At 61.5% G+C, this 20876-nt stretch carries 27 protein-coding genes and 2 pseudogenes; 17 read left to right on the plus strand and 12 right to left on the minus strand.

All coding sequences use genetic code 11. The features are described 5' to 3' along the window. The first annotated feature begins 340 nt into the window (after window positions 1–340). Together mgtE and ACCAA_RS19310 are read left to right on the plus strand one after the other, a co-directional pair. The gene (mgtE, locus tag ACCAA_RS19305; RefSeq protein WP_186408878.1) at window positions 341–1735 is read left to right on the plus strand and encodes a magnesium transporter; all 1395 of its coding nucleotides are present in this window, start codon (window positions 341–343) and stop codon (window positions 1733–1735) included. 83 nt (window positions 1736–1818) lie between these two features. Next, on the plus strand, window positions 1819–2337 hold the full coding sequence (locus ACCAA_RS19310) for a hypothetical protein (protein WP_186408879.1): 519 nt from the start codon (window positions 1819–1821) through the stop codon (window positions 2335–2337). Window positions 2338–2433: 96 nt separating this feature from the next. Here the strand turns inward: ACCAA_RS19310 and ACCAA_RS19315 are convergent, their stop codons facing one another. Next, on the minus strand, window positions 2434–3873 hold the full coding sequence (locus ACCAA_RS19315) for a hemolysin family protein (protein WP_186408880.1): 1440 nt from the start codon (window positions 3871–3873) through the stop codon (window positions 2434–2436). 254 nt (window positions 3874–4127) lie between these two features. Between ACCAA_RS19315 and hisG the strand changes: the two genes are divergently transcribed. From hisG to ACCAA_RS19335, 4 genes are all read left to right on the plus strand, one after another. Further along, entirely contained in the window at window positions 4128–4772 is a 645-nt protein-coding gene (gene hisG / locus ACCAA_RS19320) for an ATP phosphoribosyltransferase (protein WP_186408881.1), read from the plus strand. Continuing rightward, window positions 4769–6082 (plus strand): histidinol dehydrogenase, encoded by a 1314-nt coding sequence (gene hisD, locus ACCAA_RS19325; RefSeq protein ID WP_186408882.1) that lies wholly within the window; start codon window positions 4769–4771, stop codon window positions 6080–6082. The genes hisG and hisD overlap by 4 nt, the downstream gene beginning before the upstream one ends. Window positions 6083–6131: 49 nt before the next feature. Beyond that, window positions 6132–6494, plus strand: a complete 363-nt coding sequence (locus ACCAA_RS22795; protein WP_425394505.1) for a PEP-CTERM sorting domain-containing protein — start codon at window positions 6132–6134, stop codon at window positions 6492–6494. A 69-nt stretch (window positions 6495–6563) separates the two neighbouring features. Then, window positions 6564–6797, plus strand: coding sequence for a transposase (locus ACCAA_RS19335; protein WP_186408884.1), 234 nt, complete (start codon window positions 6564–6566; stop codon window positions 6795–6797). Here the strand turns inward: ACCAA_RS19335 and ACCAA_RS19340 are convergent. The 4 genes from ACCAA_RS19340 to hisC all read right to left on the minus strand — a co-directional run bounded on the left by ACCAA_RS19340 (window position 6794) and on the right by hisC (window position 9330). Beyond that, window positions 6794–7276 (minus strand): MltR family transcriptional regulator, encoded by a 483-nt coding sequence (locus ACCAA_RS19340; RefSeq protein WP_245754691.1) that lies wholly within the window; start codon window positions 7274–7276, stop codon window positions 6794–6796. The two genes, ACCAA_RS19335 and ACCAA_RS19340, sit on opposite strands and share 4 nt — an antisense overlap. A 184-nt stretch (window positions 7277–7460) precedes the next feature. Beyond that, window positions 7461–7742 carry a helix-turn-helix domain-containing protein gene (locus ACCAA_RS19345; RefSeq protein WP_186408886.1) on the minus strand — a complete coding sequence of 94 codons (282 nt, stop codon included), beginning with the start codon at window positions 7740–7742 and terminating at the stop codon, window positions 7461–7463. Beyond that, window positions 7735–8046 carry a type II toxin-antitoxin system RelE/ParE family toxin gene (locus ACCAA_RS19350; RefSeq protein WP_186408887.1) on the minus strand — a complete coding sequence of 104 codons (312 nt, stop codon included), beginning with the start codon at window positions 8044–8046 and terminating at the stop codon, window positions 7735–7737. The genes ACCAA_RS19345 and ACCAA_RS19350 overlap by 8 nt, the downstream gene beginning before the upstream one ends. Window positions 8047–8205: 159 nt before the next feature. Further along, window positions 8206–9330, minus strand: a complete 1125-nt coding sequence (hisC, locus tag ACCAA_RS19355) for a histidinol-phosphate transaminase (protein ID WP_186408888.1) — start codon at window positions 9328–9330, stop codon at window positions 8206–8208. Window positions 9331–9482: 152 nt separating this feature from the next. Between hisC and hisB the strand changes: the two genes are divergently transcribed. The 10 genes from hisB to tatC all read left to right on the plus strand — a co-directional run bounded on the left by hisB (window position 9483) and on the right by tatC (window position 15202). Continuing rightward, window positions 9483–10070, plus strand: coding sequence for an imidazoleglycerol-phosphate dehydratase HisB (hisB, locus tag ACCAA_RS19360; protein WP_186408889.1), 588 nt, complete (start codon window positions 9483–9485; stop codon window positions 10068–10070). A 116-nt stretch (window positions 10071–10186) separates the two neighbouring features. Further along, the gene (gene hisH, locus ACCAA_RS19365; RefSeq protein ID WP_281193216.1) at window positions 10187–10852 is read left to right on the plus strand and encodes an imidazole glycerol phosphate synthase subunit HisH; all 666 of its coding nucleotides are present in this window, start codon (window positions 10187–10189) and stop codon (window positions 10850–10852) included. 51 nt (window positions 10853–10903) lie between these two features. Then, the gene (gene hisA, locus ACCAA_RS19370; protein WP_186408890.1) at window positions 10904–11647 is read left to right on the plus strand and encodes a 1-(5-phosphoribosyl)-5-[(5-phosphoribosylamino)methylideneamino]imidazole-4-carboxamide isomerase; all 744 of its coding nucleotides are present in this window, start codon (window positions 10904–10906) and stop codon (window positions 11645–11647) included. Window positions 11648–11692: 45 nt separating this feature from the next. Next, window positions 11693–12454, plus strand: coding sequence for an imidazole glycerol phosphate synthase subunit HisF (gene hisF / locus ACCAA_RS19375; protein WP_186408891.1), 762 nt, complete (start codon window positions 11693–11695; stop codon window positions 12452–12454). Next, window positions 12451–12855, plus strand: coding sequence for a phosphoribosyl-AMP cyclohydrolase (hisI, locus tag ACCAA_RS19380; protein ID WP_186408892.1), 405 nt, complete (start codon window positions 12451–12453; stop codon window positions 12853–12855). The genes hisF and hisI overlap by 4 nt, the downstream gene beginning before the upstream one ends. Continuing rightward, entirely contained in the window at window positions 12852–13175 is a 324-nt protein-coding gene (locus ACCAA_RS19385; RefSeq protein ID WP_186408893.1) for a phosphoribosyl-ATP diphosphatase, read from the plus strand. Before hisI ends, ACCAA_RS19385 begins: the two co-directional genes overlap by 4 nt. Window positions 13176–13177: 2 nt before the next feature. Continuing rightward, window positions 13178–13528: a histidine triad nucleotide-binding protein gene (locus ACCAA_RS19390; RefSeq protein WP_186408894.1), complete on the plus strand. Its 351-nt coding sequence runs from the start codon at window positions 13178–13180 to the stop codon at window positions 13526–13528. An 87-nt stretch (window positions 13529–13615) separates the two neighbouring features. Then, window positions 13616–13864, plus strand: coding sequence for a Sec-independent protein translocase subunit TatA (tatA, locus tag ACCAA_RS19395; protein ID WP_186408895.1), 249 nt, complete (start codon window positions 13616–13618; stop codon window positions 13862–13864). A 39-nt stretch (window positions 13865–13903) separates the two neighbouring features. Next, on the plus strand, window positions 13904–14320 hold the full coding sequence (tatB, locus tag ACCAA_RS19400) for a Sec-independent protein translocase protein TatB (protein ID WP_186408896.1): 417 nt from the start codon (window positions 13904–13906) through the stop codon (window positions 14318–14320). A 15-nt stretch (window positions 14321–14335) separates the two neighbouring features. Beyond that, window positions 14336–15202 carry a twin-arginine translocase subunit TatC gene (gene tatC, locus ACCAA_RS19405; RefSeq protein WP_186408897.1) on the plus strand — a complete coding sequence of 289 codons (867 nt, stop codon included), beginning with the start codon at window positions 14336–14338 and terminating at the stop codon, window positions 15200–15202. Here the strand turns inward: tatC and ACCAA_RS22295 are convergent. The 3 genes and pseudogenes from ACCAA_RS22295 to ACCAA_RS19415 form a co-directional block, all read right to left on the minus strand. Next, window positions 15158–15364, minus strand: a pseudogene (locus tag ACCAA_RS22295) (RtcB family protein); the annotation flags it as partial. The gene tatC and the pseudogene ACCAA_RS22295 overlap by 45 nt on opposite strands. A gap of 25 nt (window positions 15365–15389) precedes the next feature. Continuing rightward, entirely contained in the window at window positions 15390–16196 is an 807-nt protein-coding gene (locus ACCAA_RS19410) for a class II glutamine amidotransferase (protein WP_186408898.1), read from the minus strand. Between the two features lie 16 nt (window positions 16197–16212). Then, a complete protein-coding gene (locus ACCAA_RS19415) occupies window positions 16213–17415 on the minus strand; it encodes a trypsin-like peptidase domain-containing protein (protein WP_186408899.1) in 1203 nt (400 codons plus the stop codon). 21 nt (window positions 17416–17436) lie between these two features. On the opposite strand from ACCAA_RS19415, the gene ACCAA_RS19420 reads away from it, so the two are divergent. Next, complete coding sequence (locus ACCAA_RS19420; RefSeq protein WP_186408900.1) at window positions 17437–18183, plus strand: Nif3-like dinuclear metal center hexameric protein; 747 nt, start codon at window positions 17437–17439, stop codon at window positions 18181–18183. Between the two features lie 91 nt (window positions 18184–18274). Here the strand turns inward: ACCAA_RS19420 and ACCAA_RS19425 are convergent, their stop codons facing one another. The 4 genes and pseudogenes from ACCAA_RS19425 to ACCAA_RS19440 form a co-directional block, all read right to left on the minus strand. Further along, the gene (locus ACCAA_RS19425; RefSeq protein ID WP_186408901.1) at window positions 18275–18694 is read right to left on the minus strand and encodes a DUF3299 domain-containing protein; all 420 of its coding nucleotides are present in this window, start codon (window positions 18692–18694) and stop codon (window positions 18275–18277) included. Continuing rightward, window positions 18576–19632 (minus strand): annotated as a pseudogene (locus ACCAA_RS22300) (ABC transporter permease); the annotation flags it as partial. The gene ACCAA_RS19425 and the pseudogene ACCAA_RS22300, both read right to left, overlap by 119 nt. Then, window positions 19633–20082, minus strand: coding sequence for an ATP-binding cassette domain-containing protein (locus ACCAA_RS19435; protein WP_186408903.1), 450 nt, complete (start codon window positions 20080–20082; stop codon window positions 19633–19635). Continuing rightward, window positions 20079–20525: a ZrgA family zinc uptake protein gene (locus ACCAA_RS19440; protein WP_186408909.1), complete on the minus strand. Its 447-nt coding sequence runs from the start codon at window positions 20523–20525 to the stop codon at window positions 20079–20081. The genes ACCAA_RS19435 and ACCAA_RS19440 overlap by 4 nt, the downstream gene beginning before the upstream one ends. Window positions 20526–20876 lie beyond the last annotated feature (351 nt).

The raw sequence follows: 20876 nt of genomic DNA on the forward strand, positions 1-20876 counted from the left end.
CAGTCATGTGACCGTTCCCGGAGCGAGATCCAGGTCCTTCAACCCGTGCTTGGCTGTCTCGCTGCTCTTCTGCTGTCCGGACAGGAAGCGGGAGGAACAATCGAGGCTCCGCGATCCGTATGCGCCGCAGGATACGGCCGTCCGATTCCATGCCCTTGGCAAGTTGCTGTGGGTTTCGACGCTTTTGCATCGCCCCATGGCACCGAGTTTGGGTTTATCACGCGGTCAGGTCTTTCGCGATTCGCTTGGCGTATGTTTATAATGCGCCTTTCCCTGGAAGAGCTTGCTTCCCCCGGACCAGATACGGAGGGTAGTTCCAGGCATTTTATGGAGACTGGCTATGCATATAGATGTCGACGTGAATCCTGCCAAGCCGGAAGGTGACGAGCATACGAAGGACAGGTTACTCGTTGAGACGATCAGTCGCCTGTATGACTACAGCGCGCATCGCTCGCTGAAGAGAATGCTCGCCAAGATGGCGCCCGAGGACTTGGTCGGAATTCTCGAAGCCCTGTCGCTTAGCCATGTCGCCGGGGTTTTCGCCGACATCCAGGAAAAGGAGATGGCCGCCGAGGTGCTGAGGCAGATTTCACCCGACCTACGCGAACACCTGCTGAAGGAGTTGCCGCCGCAAATCCTCTCCGAACTGGTGCTGTACCTGACTCCCGAAGCCTTGACCGACCTGCTCGGGTCGCTGAACGAAGATCAACGCGACAGACTGCTGAAGATCCTGCCCAAGGACGATCTGGAAGACGTCGAGAACCTGCTGCGCCATGCGCCGGATACCGCCGGCGGCATCATGACCAGCGATATTTTCTCGCTGCCCCTGGACACCCCGGTGGAAGACGCCATCATGGCCATCCGCCAGCGCGAGGAAGAGGATACTGTTTTCTACCTTTACGTCACCGGGCTGGCCGGGCGCCTTGAAGGGGTCATCTCACTCCGGCAGTTGCTCCTGGCCCCGGTGAAGACGAAGTTGCTGGATCTGATGAATCCTCGCCCGATCAAGGTGACGACGGACACCTCACAGGAAGCTGTCGCACGCCTGGTCGACAAGCACAATCTGCTCGCCCTGCCGGTGACGGACCAGGACGGCAAACTGGTCGGCGCCGTCACCGTAGACAATGTCCTCGATGTCATTCACAGCGAGACGACCAAAGAAATGCTGCGCATGGCCGGTACCAGCGAATCGGAGATTCTCACCCAGTCGCCGTTCCGGATCGCCCGTATTCGCCTGCCGTGGCTGTTGGCAGCATTCGGCGGCGGACTGGCCGCGACCGGCGTCATCGAGCATTACGAAGGCATCCTGGCCAAGGTGGTGACACTGAGCGCATTCCTGCCGGTGATCATGGGCATGGCCGGCAACGTCGGCGTCCAGTCAGCGACCGTGGCAGTGCGCGGCCTGGCCACGGGACAGATCGATCTGAGTCATACCGGACGTTTCCTGTACAAGGAGCTACGCGTCGGCCTGATCCTCGGCCTTCTCTATGGGCTGGCTCTGGCTCTGTTCGGGTATTTTGTCCACCACAGCTTCGCCCTCGCGCAGGTGGTGGGTTTCACCATCGTCGGCAACATGACCGGTGCGGCGCTGCTGGCCGTGATGCTGCCGATGATCTTCCACCGGCTCAAGGTCGACCCGGCGATTGCCACGGGCCCGTTCGTGACCACTGCGGTCGACGTGCTCGGGGTGCTCAATTACTTCGCCATCGCGACGATGGTCTATCACTTCGAGTAGAGCGAGTCATCAACGCCGCTGGACGCGCGACGACTCTTCGCTGCTCACGTGCGTTCGGTGCCGGCAACAATCTGGAGACGGTAATGAAACGATCTTTACTGCTGGCGCTGTGTCTGACATCCTATGCAGGTTGGAGTCTGGCGCAGGGGACGCCGACTGGGCAGGACATCGTCGTGAAGTTGATCGCGGCGGATTTCGTGCCGGAGGACGGCAAATCGTATGATCTGAAATGGCCAGGGCCACCGCGGCGGGCATGGACCGAAGCGGACCGAAAAATGTTCGTCGTCACGGCAACGCTCTCGGCGCCCGCGCCGGAAGATTTCTCCTTCGCTTTCGTGACCAAGGAGAACAAAACCTGGGACGTCGACCCCGTCCTCGGCTCGGTGATCGTCAATTTCGGCCGTGGGGACATCTCGGCACAAGGCAAATTCTGGCTGACCTGCAACCGGAAAGGCCGGATTCAGGGTGCCTTAGGCAGGGACTTCGATGGTTACGGGAACATTTACCTATACCCAGGCTCTCTGGTCACCGACCCAAATCTGGATACCTGGCAATTCGAGGTCACGGCGAGGCGAATGCAGCACGCGGTTCAGTGCAAATAACGCGTCGCGTTTGTGCCGCCCGCCCTGTGCTGCATTCCTGTCCAGGAAAGGCGTAGCGAAAGGCATAGCGGGGTTCTTCCTGCAGCATCCCTTCCTTCAGGATGCTGAATTTTCCTCGGGCGGCGCGTTGAGATCCGCCGCCGACGAGTTTTCGACCAGGCGAACGACCCCGTCCTCTCCCATCGCCGTGTCTTCAAACCTAAGCAGGGTGATCCGGTGGTTATCCATCTCGAGCACCGTCAGTCGCCCTCCTTCCAGTTCGACGGTATCGCCGACCATCGGCACGCTACCGTGCTTCTTGTAGAACAGTCCGGCCAGCGTGACGTAGTCATCGTCGATCGGGAACGGGAAGCCCATCAAGGCTTCAAGGTCGGAGACCCGCATCGACGCGTCAACCTCGTACTGACTGCCAATCAGCTTCTTCACTCGCCTTGCCTGGCGCGTGAACTCGTCCTCGTAGTCGCCGACGATTTCCTCGAGGATGTCTTCGAGCGTGATGATTCCTTCGGTGCCGCCATACTCGTCTATGACGATCGCCATCTGCTGACGAGTGCGCTTGAATTCCTTGAGCAGGTCGCTCAGTAACTTGCTGTTCGGAACGATAAATGGCGCTTGCGCGAACTCGCGCACCGGTCGCCGACTGACCTCTTCGAGCGTCTCGCCACTGCTTTCCGCCATCACGGTCAGCAACTCCTTGATCGCCACCACGCCAGTGATCCGGTCCAGACTCACGTCGCAGACCGGAAAACGCGCGTGCGGCACGTCGCGGAAGACGCGTAGGGCATCGGCAAGCGTGCTTTCCTCCGTCAGTGCGCGAATCCGCGTGCGCGGGATCATTGCCTCGCGGACCGTGTGTTCGTCGAGTTTGAACACCCCGCGGATCATCTGTGTTTCGTCGGGGTCGATCGTTCCGTCCTTCTCGCTGGCCGAGAGAATCATGCGGATTTCCTCGACCGACATCGTGAAGTGGCTTTTCCCATGGCCGCGCAGATCCTTTTGCCCGAAAATCCAGAGCAGGCCGTTCGACGAGAGCTTCATGACGTAGATCAGTGGTCGGAAGGTGAGGTACAGGACGTTGATCGTCCCGCCAACGGCCAGGCTCAATTGCTCGGCCTTGTGGAAGGCCAGCACCTTCGGCGCCAGTTCGCCGGCGACCACATGCAGGAAGGAAATGGCGATAAAAGCGAAGACATAGGATACGGTATGCGCTGCCTTGTGCACCGCTTCGGTGTCGCCGAACAAGGTAAAGAGGCGCACAAAGCTCGAATCCGTCAGGTTACTGATCGTCTCCATGCCGACGGCACCGAGACCGAGGGAGACCAGCGTGATGCCCACCTGGGTCACCGAGTAGAAGCGCTCTGGCTCGTTGTGCAGCATCTCGACCCTTGCCGCCCGCTTGTCACCCTCCTCTGCCAACTGCTTGATCCGGCTACGACGGGCCGAGGAAATGGCAATTTCCGAACCGACAAAAAAAGCGTTGCCGGCGACGAACAACAGAATCAACAAGAGGTTGAGATAAGGGGTGGTGTGATCCATAAAGGCTCCTCCATTGTCTGCGGTAGCTGAAAATCCAAATGGCCCCTGGTGCCGCCGAAGGCCACGACCCTACCCTGCCGGTAGGTGACCGTTTGCGCTGCATACTTCTTGCTTTTCCATCAGCCTTTTGGCCCGTTGGGCTGCCGCGCGCGAATAATACGCGATTTGAGGACGAACGCTAAATGCTGTGCGCTAAGCCGCCTGGGGAAGATCGTACGGTAGAATACGACCTTTTGCCACGCTGGAAGCTCGCCGTGAACGGCATCACCATCGCTCTCTCGAAGGGCCGGATTTTTGAAGAAACGATGCCTCTGCTGGCGGCAGCCGGCATTGAGCCGCTCGAGGATCCCGAGACCTCGCGCCGGCTGATCATCCCGACCAGCCGTGACGATGTGCGCGTCGTCATCGTCCGCGCCACCGACGCGCCGACCTACGTCCAGTATGGCGCCGCCGATCTCGGCGTCGCCGGCAAGGATATTCTGCTCGAACACGGCAGTGACGGTCTCTACCAGCCGATCGACCTGGACATCGCCCGGTGCCGGATGATGGTCGCCGTTCCCGCCGGTTTCGACTACGCGAATGCGGTGCGCCAGGGCGCTCGCCTGAAGGTGGCGAGCAAGTACGTCAATATTGCCCGCGAACACTTTGCCGCCAAGGGCGTGCATGTCGACCTGATCAAGCTCTACGGCTCGATGGAACTGGCGCCGCTGGCCGGACTCGCCGACGCCATCGTCGACCTGGTGTCCACCGGCAGCACGCTGAAAGCCAACAATCTGATCGCCGTCGAACACATCATGGACATTTCGTCGCGCCTGATCGTCAATCAGGCGGCGCTCAAGTTGAAGCGCGAGCTTCTGGTGCCGATTCTCGATGCCATTGCCGACGTCGTGCGCCAATGATCAGGATCAAGCGCTTATCGACCGCCGACGCTGATTTCACCGCGCGTCTGAATTCCCTGCTGGCTTTCGAGGCGGCGCAGGACGAGTCGGTCGAGCGAACCGTCGCCGCCATCCTGTCGGACGTGAAGGCGCGCGGCGACGCGGCGGTGATCGAGTACACGCGGCGTTTCGATGGCCTGAGCGTCGACTCGATGGCCGAGCTGGAAGTCTCGCAGAACGAGCTGCAGGCAGCGCTGGCCGGTCTACTGTCAGACCAGCGGCAGGCCCTGGAAGCCGCTGCCGGCCGCGTGCGCAACTACCACCAGCGGCAGACACTACAAAGCTGGCACTATGAGGACGACGGCGAAGACGCGTGCGGCACGATGCTCGGCCAGAAGGTGACGGCGATCGATCGCGTCGGCCTCTACGTTCCCGGCGGCAAGGCGTCGTACCCGTCATCGGTGCTGATGAACGCGATTCCGGCGCGTGTGGCCGGGGTCGGCGAGTTGATCATGGTCGTACCGACGCCCGCTGGCGAGCACAACCCGCTGGTCCTCGCCGCAGCCGCACTGGTTGGCGTCGATCGCGTGTTCACCATCGGCGGCGCACAGGCAGTTGCCGCGCTGGCCTATGGCACGCAGAGCGTGCCGCAGGTGGACAAGATCGTCGGCCCCGGCAACGCCTACGTGGCCGCCGCCAAACGCCGCGTCTTCGGCGTCGTCGGTATCGACATGGTCGCCGGACCTTCGGAGATCCTCGTCATTTGCGATGGTCATACCGACCCCGACTGGGTGGCGATGGATCTGTTCTCGCAGGCCGAGCACGACGAACTCGCGCAGTCGATCCTGATCTGTCCTGATTCCGCCTATATCGAGCGCGTCGCTGCTGCCATGGAAAAGCTCCTGCCAACAATGCCGCGCCGCCAGGTCATCCGTGCCGCGCTGGAAGACCGCGGCGCTCTGATCGAGGTGCGCGATCTGGATGAGGCTTGCTGCATCGCCAACCGCATCGCGCCGGAACACCTCGAGTTGTCACTGCTCGATGCCGAAGACTGGGTGGCCAAGATTCAGCACGCCGGCGCGATCTTCATTGGCCGCTACACCTCTGAGTCGCTGGGTGACTACTGCGCCGGGCCGAACCACGTTCTGCCGACTTCCGGCAGCGCGCGCTTCTCGTCACCGCTCGGGGTGTACGACTTCCAGAAGCGGACCAGCCTGATTCGCGTGTCGCAGGCTGGATCAAGGGTCCTCGGCCGGATCGCCGCAACCCTGGCCTACGGCGAGGGCCTGCCGGCGCACGCCCGCTCGGCCGAATATCGCGTCGACAGCTGAAGGCCCGTCGGTTGGTGTGACGCCGGAACCCCAACGTGATTCCCGCCCTGTGAAATGTTGGGGTTCGTTCTTCACCCCAACGACCACTAATGGCATTATCATTCAAAGGAGAAATTTTTTGTCATACCTCAGGCTTGTTTTGCTGTTGGTTGGGCTACTTGTCTTCGTTAGAGTTGAGGCGGGTCCGATATTCGGAGCACGCGCCGGGTACATCTTGAGCTTTGACGTCACCACCGGCCAGCTAGCCGGTATCTTCCCCTCCGGGATTAGCGACCAAGGTAGAATAGCATTTGAGTCGTACCGAATTCCAGTACCCGAACCTAACATACTCGCCCTCTTAGGCCTAGCTTTTGCCGGTATCTGCTGCCATCAGCGTAAGCGTATTGGCTCTGTATGCGTTTCGGACGGTTGAGGATCTGCGCGCGGGCAAGCGAACATTCCGATAGGATTTTGGGTTGTTATGTCTTGAGGATGTGGCCCGATGTTCCACCTTCAGAACTTGCTGGACGATGCCAAGTGTTACGACGAAGTGCGCGAACGGTGCTGGCCGGAGGGAGTGCGCTGCCCGCATTGTGCGTCGTCCGAAGTGACCAGGCAAGGTTATGACACGGCCCAGCCGTCGCGCCGAAAATATCGCTGCTACTTTGACCTGATGGGCCTGAACCTCTCCAACGAGCAGATCAGACGGGCTGTCCGTGTTGATGCGGCATGTTAGACGCCCGTTTCAATCTTTGCATGGATCAAACCACCAGATGACACCTTCTGACCGAAGAATCTATGGAGATAGAAATCGGCGTTGAGAATTGCGCAGGCGCGGACAAACGCGCGCCGTGGGTCAGCAATTGACTCGTGAGCAACGCACTTCAGTGCGAGACACTTGTCAGCGATGTGAGGAGAGTTGAAGGTTAAGCCGCTGTGGTCTCTGGCAGCAACGATGTGGGCAAATTCATTGCGAACGTCTCTGAGAATAGGCAGATCGGAGGCAATAGTCTTGCTGCACATGCCGAGCAAACGAGTGAGGCCAATCTTCGCAGACAAGGTGCCAAGTGCCCCACTACGCCCAAACAGCCGGTCCCATGCCTTTTTGTCCTGCTCAAGGAATGACTCTATCGCTGACTGTAACTCCTCCTCGACCCACGCTACGCCAATGATGGCCGCGCCTCGATCCGTCTGGCTGTTCAATTCGACAACCAAGGTCTCAGTCCTTCGTAGAGCATTTTCGTCAAGAGTCATGGTACGTTCTGGCGTCTAACGTGGGATAAGCAATCGGGGCATCCGACAAGCAATTCGGCATTTGCCACTGGCCTAGATGGACGACGCTGGCTTTGCGCAGGCACAATCGGAGCGCATGGGCCGAAATATGCGTTTATCATGAACGCTACAATGCCAGTTCCCGCAGCACTTCCGGGTGCTTTTCCGCCACTCGCAGCAGCGTTTGCGCTGCACCGGAAGGAGTTCTCCGTCCTTGCTCCCAATCCTGCAGGGTGCGCGGCGACACCCCCATGAGGGCTGCAAATTGAGATTGCGACAGGCCCGCACGGTAGCGCGCCTCGGCAACGGGAGATATGTCCACATGGGTTTCGCGGGCCGCTTTTCCTCCCTTCATTTGGCGTACTGATTCCAGCAGATCGTTCTGGAACTGCTCCATTTCCTTATCCATGTTCCACCTCAGCTTTGAGTTTGGCGATGAAATCGGACGGCAGGTTGTCAAACTTCGCCTTTGCGTAAGCGATGATCAACCAGATTCTGCCATCAGTCGCATTGAAGTAAATCACCCTTGCTCCGCCTTGCTTTCCCATTCCGGCGCGGCTCCATCGCACCTTGCGGCAGCCGCCCGATCCTGCGATGACATCCCCGGACAGAGGATTGGCGGCAATCCAGTTGATGAACTCCACACGCTCTGCATCGCCCCATATTTGGTCGGCGTAGCGCTGGAAGATTTCTGTTTCGGCTACCGTATGCATGTCTTGGATTGTACGGCACAGCCGTATGCATGGCAAGCGACTGGGCTTCCACTATCGAATAGACGATAGGAACCCCAACACAATCTCCACGCTGGGGTGTTGGGGTTCGTTCGTCACCCCAACCTTGGCGACTGGCCCGCAAGGAGCTGCGCGTCACCGTCAGGCCAGGATCTCGCGCAGCGCCTCGACCAGAAGCGCACATTGCTCATCGGTGCCGATGGTGATGCGCAGATGCTGGTCGATGCGTGGCAGCCGGAAATGGCGAACGATGATGCCGCGGCTCCGTAGCGCGGCGGCGAGATCACCGGCGTCACGCTGCGGATGACGAACAAAAATGAAGTTGGCGGCCGACGGCAGGACCTCGAAAGCAAGCGCCAGCAGCGCGCTGCGCAGTGCCTCGCGGCTCTTGATGATCGCTTGCCGGGTCGTTTCAAAATGCTCTTCGTCGGCCATCGCGGCGACGGCGCCGGCAATCGCCAGCCGGTCGAGCGGATACGAGTTGAAGCTGTTCTTGACTCGTTCGAGCGCCTCGATCAGGTCGCTGTCGCCGACCGCGTAGCCAACCCGCAGCCCGGCCAGCGAACGCGACTTGGAAAGGGTGTGCACGACGAGCAGGTTCGGATGGCGATTGACCAGCGCAATCGCCGAGTGGTTGCCAGACTCGTTGCCACCCTCGGCGCCACACTCATCACCAGCTTCGCCGCCGAAGTCCACGTAAGCTTCGTCGACAACCACGACTGACTGGCCATGCGCCATGAGCAGGCGCTCGATAGCCTCCAACGGCAGCCGGCAACCGGTTGGCGCATTGGGATTCGGGAAGATGATGCCGCCATTCGGGCGGGCGTAGTCGTCAATCCGGATCTGGAAATGTTCGTCCAGCGGAACGGTCTCCCAGGCCACGTCGTGCAGGCCGCAATAGACCGGGTAGAAGCTGTAGGTGATATCCGGAAAGAGGATCGGCCGTTCATGCTTGAGCAGGGCCATGAAAACGTGCGCCAGCACCTCGTCGGACCCGTTACCGACAAAAACCTGCTGCGCCGTAATGCCGAAGCCGGCGTAGCGGGCGGCGATCGCCTCCTTGAGGCGGTCCGCGTTCGGGTCCGGGTAAAGGCGCAGCAACTGGCCGCCGTCGGCAAGTTCGTCAGCGATCGCGGCGACGACATGCGGTGACGGCGGATAGGGATTTTCGTTGGTGTTCAGCTTGACCAACTTCGGCAGCTTCGGCTGTTCGCCGGGAACGTAGGGCGTCAGACGGTTAACGAGGAAACTCCAGTATTGGCTCATGAAAGGGCTTCTGGCGGGTGCACGGGAAGCTTGAGATGGTATCATGCGTGTCTGTCGGTCCATGGGCTGATGATCTTCAGCCGTTCGCAGCATCAGGCCGAAGCGTTGCCCCTGGCCAACAGGTTTTTTCCTCACCCTGCGATGGACTCGCGATGCGGCAAGCAGAAGTTTCCAGGAATACGCTCGAAACCCGGATCACGGTTCGTCTCGACCTCGATGGCAGCGGCCAGGGCAGCTTCGCCACGGGCGTCCCCTTCCTCGATCACATGCTTGAGCAGATTTCCCGCCACGGACTGATCGACCTCGCGGTTGAAGCGAGCGGTGACCTGCATATCGATGCGCACCATACGGTCGAGGATATCGGTATCACCTTCGGCCAGGCGCTGGCCAGTGCGCTTGGCGACAAAAAGGGCCTGCGTCGTTACGGGCACGCCTACGTACCTCTTGACGAGGCACTGTCAAGGGTCGTCGTCGATCTCTCGGGGCGGCCGGGGCTCGAGTTTCATGTCGACTTCCGGCGCGCGATGATTGGCGCTTTCGATGTCGATCTGGTGCACGAGTTCTTCCAGGGCCTGGCCAATCACGCGCTGCTGTCGCTGCACATCGATAACCTGCGCGGCGACAACGCACACCATCAGGCGGAAACGGTGTTCAAGGCTTTCGGCCGCGCGCTGCGCATGGCAGTGGAGGTCGACGCACGCGCTGCCGGCAGCATTCCGTCGACCAAGGGATCGCTCTGATGGCGCCGGATGAGGTGTCCAACGGTCATGACCCTCAAGACACCCCCGATAGTGAAGTCATGACCGTTTCCCTCACCCCCGACCCCTCTCCCGCGCGCGCGGGAGAGGGGAGATTCGTGAGTCGCTCGCGCGACTTTCATGGTCAGGGAGCCATCGTCGTCGTCGATTACGGCATGGGCAACCTGCGTTCGGTCTGGCAGGCGCTGGTGCACGTGGCCGATGGTCGTCAGGTGATCGTCTCGGCTGATCCGGCGGTACTTGCTGCTGCCGAACGTGTGGTCTTCCCCGGCCAGGGTGCGATGCCCGACTGCATGCGCGAGATCGAGGTGCGCGGCCTGCGCGCTGCGGTCCTCGATGCGGCCAGAAACAAGCCCTTTCTCGGCATTTGCATCGGCCAGCAGATGCTCTTCGAACATAGTGAGGAAGGCAATGTTCCGGGACTTGGCGTGATCGATGGGGATGTCCGCCGCTTTCCGGCGCAGCGCATGTTCGACGCTGCAGGCAACCGGCTCAAGGTGCCGCACATGGGCTGGAACGAAGTGTGGCACAACCGGGAACATTTTCTGTGGAGGGGCATTGCTGACGGTGCGCGCTTCTATTTCGTCCATAGTTATTTCGTCGTCCCGGCCGATGCTGCCTGCGTGGTCGGCACGACCGATCATGGGATCCCCTTTACCAGCGCGGTCGCGCGGGATAATATCTTCGCCATTCAGTGCCACCCGGAAAAAAGCGCCCTGGCCGGGCTCGCCATGCTGGCCAATTTTGTCGCCTGGAAGCCCTGAACCAGGGCCAGTCTTTTCATCGTTTCGACTTCTCTCATTGATACTTTCGATATGCTGATCATTCCCGCGATTGACCTGAAAGAGGGACAGTGCGTCCGTCTCAAACAGGGCCTCATGGACCAGGTGACTGTCTTCTCCAGTTCGCCAGGCGACCAGGCTCGCCATTGGCTCGCCCAGGGAGCGCGCCGCCTGCACGTGGTCGATCTCGACGGCGCTTTTGCCGGTAAGCCAAAAAACGAGCGGGCGATCAAGGAAATCGTGCAAGCCGTTGGCGATGACATTCCCGTGCAACTCGGCGGCGGTATCCGCGATCTCGATACCATCGAGCGCTGCCTCGACGACGGCGTCAGTTACGTGATCATCGGTACCGCCGCGGTCAAGAATCCCGGTTTCCTGCACGATGCCTGCGGCGCTTTCCCCGGCCATATCATCGTCGGCCTCGATGCCCGGGACGGCAAGGTGGCCGTTGATGGCTGGTCAAAAATGACCGGGCACGATGTCGTAGACCTGGCCAAGAAGTACGAGGACTACGGCGTCGAAGCCATCGTCTACACCGACATTGGCCGTGATGGCATGCTCTCGGGGATCAACATCGAGGCTACGGTGAAGCTCGCTCAGGCGCTGCTGATTCCAGTCATCGCCAGTGGCGGGCTATCGAGCCTCGACGATATCCGGCAGCTTTGCGCCGTCGAACAGGAGGGCATCAGCGCCGCCATTGCCGGCCGAGCGATCTACGATGGCTCGCTCGATTTTTCTCGGGCACAGAACGAGGCCGACCGTGCAAGCAAATCATGATCGCGTGACCGCCTCCGACGGGCGGGACCTGGGTACTGACTGACTTTGGGCCTGGCCAAGCGGATCATTCCCTGTCTTGACGTGACCGCCGGTCGCGTCGTCAAGGGCACCAACTTCATTGACCTGCGCGATGCCGGCGACCCCGTGGAAATTGCCCGCCGCTATGACGAACAGGGGGCTGACGAAGTCACTTTCCTGGACATCACGGCGTCATCGGATCAGCGGGAGATCATCCTGCACATCGTCGAGGCCTGTGCGGCGCAGGTCTTCATCCCGCTGACCGTCGGCGGCGGCGTGCGCTCGGTCGCCGATGTGCGGCGCCTACTCAATGCCGGCGCCGACAAGGTGAGCATGAACACCGCGGCCGTCGAGAATCCGGACCTCGTTGCCGACGCGTCGGCCAAAGTCGGCAACCAGTGCATTGTCGTGGCCATCGACGCCAAGCAGGTAGCGCCGGGTGCGTGGCAGGTGTTCACCCACGGCGGACGCAGGAATACCGGCATCGACGCCATCGCCTGGGCTCGCCGCGTTCAACAACTCGGCGCCGGTGAGATCCTGCTCACCAGCATGGATCGCGACGGCACTCGCAACGGCTTCGATCTGCCGTTGACGCGAGCGGTGTCCGATGCCGTCGACATTCCGGTGATTGCCAGCGGTGGTGTCGGCAATCTGCAACATCTTGCCGAGGGCGTCTGCGAAGGGCATGCCGACGCTGTTCTGGCGGCAAGCATCTTCCATTTTTCGGAATATACGGTACGCGAAGCCAAGGAATACCTGCGTGAGCGTGGCATCGAGGTCCGCCTGTGAGCGATCTGGACCCGGCTCGGCCGTGGCTAAACGCCCTGAAGTGGGACCAGCACGGTATGATTCCAGCCATAGCGCAGGACGCCAGCAGCGGCCGGGTGCTGATGTTCGCCTTCATGAACCGGCAATCACTCCAGGCGACGGTTGACGGTGGGACCGCGGTATACTGGTCGCGATCACGCCAGCGGCTGTGGCGGAAGGGCGAAGAATCGGGCCACGAGCAACGGGTGCTTGCTATCCGCGCCGATTGCGACGGCGATGCGCTCCTGCTGTCGATCGACCAGGTGGGCGGTATCGCCTGCCACACCGGCCGCGAGAGCTGTTTTTTCCATCAACTGAAGGGGGACTCCTGGGTTGTGGTCGACCCGGTGCTCAAGGACCCCAAGGACATCTACGGCAAATGAACATGGATATGCTGCACCGGATCTCGGAAACATTGCTTGAGCGCCGCAAGGCTGACCCGGAGACTTCCTACACGGCACGCTTGATGGCCAACGGGCCAGACGCGATCCTGAAGAAGATCGGCGAGGAGTCGGCCGAACTGATCATGGCTGGCAAGGAAGGCAATCGCCTGCACGTGGTCTGGGAATCGGCTGACGTCCTCTATCACACCATGGTCCTGCTTGCCTTCTATGACATGACCATCGAGGACGTGCTGCAGGAGATGCGCCGGCGAGAAGGCGTCTCGGGCATCGACGAGAAGAGATCACGGAAGAAGCCCTGAGCATGGAAAGCTGCCTGTTCTGCAAGGTCGCCCGCGGCGAGATTCCGGCGCGCAAGGTTCATGAAGACGACGAAATCCTGGTCTTTCACGACATCAACCCGGCTCGTCCGGTCCATCTGCTGGTCATTCCGAAGCGTCACATCACGTCGCTGGCGACGGTGACCGAGACCGATATCCCCGTTCTCGGCAGGATGCTCGCCATCGCCAACCGTCTGGCGGCCGAACAGGGTAGCCCGGACGGCTTCCGGGTGATCATCAACACCGGACGTATCGGCCATCAGGAAGTACAGCACCTGCACGCGCACATCGTCGGCGGACCGGAACCGGTCGGGCCGATGCTCAAGCGCATCTGACGGGAACGGCCGGCCACAGTCGGCGCGCGGCACGTGGTACAGCCGGCGCAAGCATGCTGCCGGATTTCACCTTAACGGAGGCCTGACATGGGTTCTTTCAGCATCTGGCACTGGTTGATCGTTCTGATCATCGTCCTGTTGCTTTTCGGCACCAAGAAGCTGACTAATCTGGGCCGCGATCTCGGTGGTGCGGTCAAGGGATTCAAAGACGGCATCCATGATGCAACCGCCGAGGATAAACCCGCTGAAGGTGCGGCTCCCCCTTCCTCCCCTCCACCGCAAGTGAACGCTGGGCAGACGATTGAGGGCGAGGTCAGAGAAAAGACCAGGAGCTAAGCGAGGTGCGGGTAGCCTGGGCACGGCAAGCAGCCACCCATGTTTGATATCGGCTTTTCCGAGATGATCGTCATCGCCATCGTGGCACTGGTGGTGATTGGCCCTGAGCGGCTGCCCAAGGTGGCGCGTACTGCGGGGCTCCTGCTTGGGCGCCTGCAGCGTTACGTCAGCGACGTGAAGTCCGACATCAACCGCGAAATCCAGCTCGATGAACTGAAGAAACTGCAGGCCGAGATCGAGCAGTCGGCCCGCAGCGCCGAGCACAGCCTGGCGAGCGAAATCCAGGCGGTCAGACAGACCGCACAAGCGGCCACGGACGAGCTGCAAGCAACAGTGGCGGGTGGTGGTGTCCCGCCGCCGCAACCAGCCGCAGGCACCGCGGGCAATCCTCCTCTGCCAGCCGCCGGTGCGGCGGCGACGGTCGCTGGACCCGACCACCCGACGCGGACGGTCTGAGCCAATGGGCAAGCAATGAACCTGCCCGAGGACTCCTTTCTCTCACACCTCGTCGAGTTGCGTAACCGTCTGATCCGGGCGCTGGTGGCCATCGGCATCGTCTTCGTCTGCCTTTTCCCCTGGGCCAAGGAACTCTATGCGCTGCTGGCGCAACCTTTGCTGGCGACGCTGCCGCAAGGCGGCCAGATGATCGCCACCGATGTGGTCGGCGTTTTCCTGGTGCCGATGAAAGTGGCGCTGATGGTCGCTTTCCTGATCGCTCTGCCGTACGTGCTCTATCAGGCCTGGGCCTTTGTCGCGCCGGGTCTCTATGCGCACGAGAAGCGACTGGCGCTGCCCCTGGTCGCAGCCAGCGTCCTGCTGTTCTTTGTCGGCATGGCCTTCGCCTATTTCCTGGTCTTTCCGACCGTGTTCGGCTTCATGTCCAAAGTGGCGCCCGAGGGCGTCGCCTGGATGACCGACATCGAAAAGTACCTCTCCTTCGTGATCACCAGCTTCATGGCCTTTGGCATCACCTTCGAGGTGCCGGTCGTGGTGGTGGTGCTGGTCTACGTTGGCGTCGTCGATCTGGCCAAACTCAGGGAATGGCGCCCCTACGTGATTGTCGGTGCGTTCGTCGTCGGAGCCATCTTTACACCGCCAGACGTGATTTCGCAACTGATGATGGCCATTCCCCTATGCCTCCTGTTTGAGGCGGGGCTGTTTCTGGCGCGTTTCGTCCACCGACGCTCAGCAACTCCTGTCGCACCCGGCGATCAGCTTGCTGCCGCTGCCGCCCCGACGCCGGCGGCCGACTGGACGCCGATGTCTAGCGAAGAAATGGACCAGGCGATTACCGATCTCGCCGACAGACAGAGCGACGACAGGAAACCCGGCGCCTGACCCGCTGATCTGCACATCGGGCATCACGGCAGGGTGCCGGTAGATGAATGGCATTCTGGCCGTGTTGATCAACTGCTTGCGGGCTTCGTCCTCAAGCGGAACACCTTGCGTCCACATCTTGATCGGCTTGCCGTTTTCGACTTCGATGCCTTGATAGCCCATTGGCACCGGTAGCGTGGCAATCCGGTCAGGCAAGCGTCTTCTGCGGCCCGGCAACGGTCATCTCATGGCCAACCGGCGCTCCCTCTTCGAATAGCCACAGGCTGCCGTTGGGCATCGTCGTCCAGCGCTCGTTGTCGGTCAGCGGAACTGTGGCAATCACGGCGACACGATCTTCCAGCGTCGTCACGGCGCTGAAGTCGATGCTCAGATCCTGATCGCGCAAGTGTGCCATGGCGAACGGGGCCTGGCGAACGATGTACGTGAGCTGGGTCGAACAGTGAGCGAAAAGACAATCGCCGTTCGACAGCAGATAGTTGCAAGCGCCGCGCGCGCCGAGATCGGTGGTCAGTTCATGCAGCGCCTGAAACAGCAGCGTCCGGGCGGGCGCCTGACTGCCGAAGCGCTGCCGCAGGTTCTGCAGCAGCCAGCAGAAGGCGTGTTCGCTGTCGGTTTGGCCGACAGGCGTGAAGCTGCCGTCGAGCTCGGGAGAGAAGTCGGGCAGATTGCCGTTGTGCGCGAAGATCCAGTAGCGTCCCCACAGCTCACGCATGAAAGGGTGGGTGTTCTCGAGCGCGACAACGCCCTGGGTGGCCTTGCGAATGTGCGCGACGACGTTCTTCGAATGGATCGGATAGCTGCGCACCAGTTCGGCGACCGGCGACACGCACGATGGTCTCGGGTCGAGGAACAGCCGCGTACCACGACCTTCAAAAAAAGCAATTCCCCAGCCGTCGGCATGAACGTCGGTTGCGCCACCGCGCGCCTGAAAACCGGCGAATGAAAAGCAGATGTCGGTCGGCACATTGCAGTTCATGCCCAGCAGTTGGCACATGCCTGGCCTCCCCCGACTACTCGCGCTCGCGGCGCGGCGGCGCTCGCTTGCCGATTCTGACCGCGGTGTCGATGACCTTGTTCTGGCGGCGCAACCTGAAACTTGCCGTATCGCCAGGCTTCTGGTTGGCAATCAGATCGAGCATGCCCTGCGGATCCTTGACCGCCCTGCCGTCGACCGCCAGCAGGATGTCTCCCGGCTTGATCCCGCCCGCATCGGCGGGACTGCCGCGCAGCACGCCGGCGATCAGGGCCCCGTTGGTATCCGGCAGGCCGAAAGACTCGGCCAGGTCTACCGAAATTTCCTGCGCCTCGACACCGATCCAGCCACGCGTCACGCCACCGGTCTGGATGATCTGTTCCATGACGTTCTTGGCAATCGAGATCGGAATGGCGAAACCGATCCCGAGCGACCCACCCGAGCCGCTCGAACCGCCCGGACCGCCCGGGCGCGAGTAGATGGCCGTATTGATGCCGATCAGGTTACCCTGGCCATCGACCAGTGCGCCTCCCGAATTGCCGGGGTTGATCGCCGCATCGGTCTGGATGAAGTTCTCGAAGGCATTGAGCCCCAGATGCGAGCGACCGAGCGCGGAGATGATGCCCATGGTAACCGTCTGACCGAAACCGAAAGGATTGCCGATGGCCAGAGTGACGTCACCGACGGCGACGTCGTCCATTTTGCCCAGCGTAATCGCCTGAAGGCTCAACTCCTTGCCGTTCTGCTCGCTGATCTGCAGCACGGCAAGGTCGGACTCTGGATCGCTGCCAACCACGCGGGCATTCAGGTTGCGGCCGTCGGCAAGGGCGATCTCGATCTGGTCAGCCCCTTCAACGACGTGAAAGTTCGTGAGAATATAGCCGTTGGGGCTGACAATGACTCCCGAACCGAGCCCGGAGGTCCGCGGACCGTCGCTGTCGGCGCCGTCACCAAAGAAATGACGGAAGACCGGGTCGTCAAGCAGAGGATGACGGCGCGTCTTGCTTTTCTGCGAGGTGAAGATATGCACTACCGAAGGGAGGGCCTTCTTCGCCGCCGCGCGAAAGGAAGTGGCGGCGACTGTCGGGGTGGCCGGCTGTGCCGACTGCTGCACGGCGACAACGCTGGCGCCAAACAGCGGCTGCTTGCCCAGCCACTCGGGTTTGAGCGTGCTGACGACGAAAAGAACGGCGAGACCAATCGTCACCGTTTGTGCAAAAATCAGCCAGAGCCTGCGCATGGGCAAAACCGGAGCAAGTGAATGAAACGCGAAGAACTGATCGGCTACCTGGACAATCTGCTGGAAGCAGGGCGTTTGCGGGATTATTGCCCAAACGGCCTGCAAGTGGAAGGACGGACTGATGTCCAGCGCCTGGTCGCTGGCGTCACAGCCTGTCAGGCACTGCTCGATGCCGCCGTCGAACGGGGCGCCGATGCCATCCTCGTCCACCACGGGTGGTTCTGGCGCGGCGAAGACGGTCGCGTCACCGGGCTGCGCAAGGCGCGTTTGCAGACCCTGCTCAAGCAGGACATCAACCTCATCGCCTATCATCTGCCGCTCGACAACCATCCGGAATTCGGCAACAACGCGCAGCTCGCCGGGAAACTCGGCTGGCTGGCCGATGGTCGCTTTGGCGAGCAGGACCTTGGCTGGCTAGGGCGACTGGAGAGCCCGACCACCCTCTCCGATGTCGCCGGGAAAGTCGCCGGCGAACTGCAGCGCGTGCCGCTGACCATCGGCGACCGAGAGCGCGTCGTCAGTCGCGTCGCCTGGTGTTCCGGTGCGGCACAGGGGCTGTTCGAACAGGCCATCACACTCGGCGTCGACCTCTACCTGAGCGGCGAAATCTCCGAACAGACGGTCCATCTGGCGCGCGAGTCGGGCGTCGCCTACATCGCCGCTGGCCACCACGCCAGCGAACGCTACGGCGTTCAAGCGCTCGCCGAACACCTGGCCCTGCGTTTCGGCATCGACTGTCAATTCGTCGACATCGACAACCCGATCTGAATCACCGCCCAGCCGACATTCACAGCCAATCGGCCCGCGCCGCCGGCAATCTCTCAGTGCACACCGTCGACCAAGGTTCCGTCTGGCCAGCTTACTTGCTAGCTGGCCAAGAATACGATGCAATCGCATTGACTTGCATGCGATCGGCTGAGCGCCCCCACGAGCTGTCGCCGGCGGCGACGTTCAGAAGACCGCTGACCCATATCGCGTCCATGGTCTGCACGTCCTTGAGCGGCTTGTCGGAGACCACGTAAATGATCTGGTTGGCCGGCGGCGGCGGAACGTGAATGCAGGCGCCGAAGTAGGGCACGAGCAGAAACTCGCGCACTTCGCCCTTGACGCGTTCGAGGGGAATGGCAAAACCGGCGATGCGGATGGCTGCGCCGTTGAGCGACGCCGGACAGAATTCCACCGACGGTGACCGCAACGCCTTCAAGGGCAAGCAACACCAGCAGTTCTCGCGGACGAGCTCCAACCGAGCGCAGGATCGCCAATTCGCGCCGGCGAGCATCGAGGCTGGCGAGGATCACGGCCACCAGACCACCCAGCCCAACCAGGGCAACCAGCCACGAAACCAGCAGCAGCGCCTGCTCACCCTGCCCCACGACTTCCCAGAGCTGATCCAGCGCCACGCCGGGCATCACGCCCATCAGCGGTTCATCGACATCATCCGCGATGGCCCGCTGCATGGCAAAGACATCACCACGCTGTTTCAGGCCGACGAGTTGGACGGTAATGCTTTTGGCAGCGAGATCGAACTTCCTGACCAGTTCGGGCGGGATCGAAAAGCCCGGCACCGGGGCGCCGCCCTGCCAATCGAGATGAACAGCCTCCATGCCGGCCAGGCTGATGTGCACGGTGCGATCGACGGGCGTGCCGGTGGGCGCCAGGATACCGACGACAAAGAAAGGCTTGTCGCCATGGGCGGCACCTTCGAGCGCGCCGCTGCCATGCGTCAGGACGATCTTTTGTCCGAGGCGATAGCCCAGCCGCCTGGCCACCTCGGCGCCAAGAACCGCGTCGAAGACGCCTTCGAAGGGCTTCCCGGCCTGCAGGCGCAAGAGCTGCCGATCGCCGTAGCGAAAGTGCGTGAAGTAGTCAAGGGAGGTGCCGAGGACCGGAAAGCCATGATGGGAGTCGCCCAGCGAGAGCGGGATGGTCCACGCCACGGCTGGATGACGGGAGATTTTTTGCGCCGACGTCCAACGCATATTCTGGCTGGCTTCGCCGATCCGGAAGACCGCATAGAGCATCAACTGGACTGGAGCGCGCACCGACCACCAGATCCGTTCCGGAAACCGATTGCGAGAAGCTCTCGCGGACGTCGTGGCGGAGGCGCTCGACGCCGACCAGCAAGGTCGTGGCGAGGGCGATGGAGAGCAGCGTAAAGCTCAGTGTGTAGCGCCGATTCCAGGCACTGCGCAAGGCGAGCGCGATCAGATAGCGCATCTAACACCTCCGGCGGCGGTCGTGACTGACGAAAAGTACTGTCGAACCGGCAGCGTTCGCCTCATGCAGGAGCAGATCGAGAAATGCTTCCTGTCGCTCGGCATCGAGCGCGGAAGTGGGTTCGTCGGCAGTCAGCAGTTCGGGATGCCCGATCAGGGCGCGTGCTGCTGCCACGCGCTGCTGCTGACCCACCGACAGATCAGTGGCCGGACGCAGCCACAAGTCGCGGGCCAGATCGAGATGGCCCAGGAGATCAATGCTTCCGCTGGCGGGCACCAGCACGCCACCGATCAGGCTCAGCAGGGTGCTCTTGCCGCAGCCGCTCGGTCCATGCAGGAAGGCATGCTCGCCACGCTGCAGACGCAGCTCGGGCAGATCCAGGCAAGCTGCGCTCTGACGAGGCCAGCGAAAGACCAGTCCCTTGATATCGACGACCGTTTCGCTTTTCACGGCTGCCAGATCAATGTGTTGGCCTTGGCTGAGAGCTTGGCCGCAGATTGCCGTTTGGCGGTCACCACTTGCGCCCGGATTTGCTGGTAGGCGGGGAAGGCGGTAAAGAGTCTCTCTTCCAGGCCCTGCAGCGCCGCAGGTTGGGCGCAGTGGAAGATGAATTCGCCATCCAGGTCGGCGTGCTCACGGCCAGTTCCCGCTTGATCGTCGCCCAGTGCGGCCTTCGCTGCAGTCATGACGACAGGGGCTTCGCCGAGCAGCACGGGGTCAATGACCGCTGACCCCAGTTTCACGCTGGCCAGCTTGCAGCCAGCGCCTGGAGTGGGTACGAACAGCTTGTCGGCCTGACGTAACGGGCTTGCCGCGCGGCGTACCTTGTCCAGTTCCTTGTCGCCCTTGGGCGCGCGCTCGAAACCCAGCAGATTATCGTCATGGCTGCGAATTTAGGCACACGCCGGCACCAGATGCAACATAGTTGCAAACGCATTGAGTGCATCACGTCTGCACGGGTTGCCGAACCGAACAGTTCTTGGCGCTCATGTTTCCGCTGGTGTTGGAATACAAGACCAAATTCAGCTTGCGCATGAAGCGCAAGAGGGCCGCCTGGGATTGACGCCATCCGGGCAAAAATCCTGGGCCTAACGCTGCTATGACAAACGAGTGGCGAGGCTCTGATGATGACAGCCCCCCCCATCGTGAAGTAAGGCCTTGATCATCATTCCGGCCACCCTCGCTACGCCGCCATCGGCATCAGATAGGGCTGCTTGGGCGGTCGGGGTCGTCGGCGCGCCGGT

The organism is Candidatus Accumulibacter aalborgensis, from assembly GCF_900089955.1.
In the GTDB taxonomy this organism is placed as follows: Bacteria; Pseudomonadota; Gammaproteobacteria; order Burkholderiales; family Rhodocyclaceae; genus Accumulibacter; species Accumulibacter aalborgensis.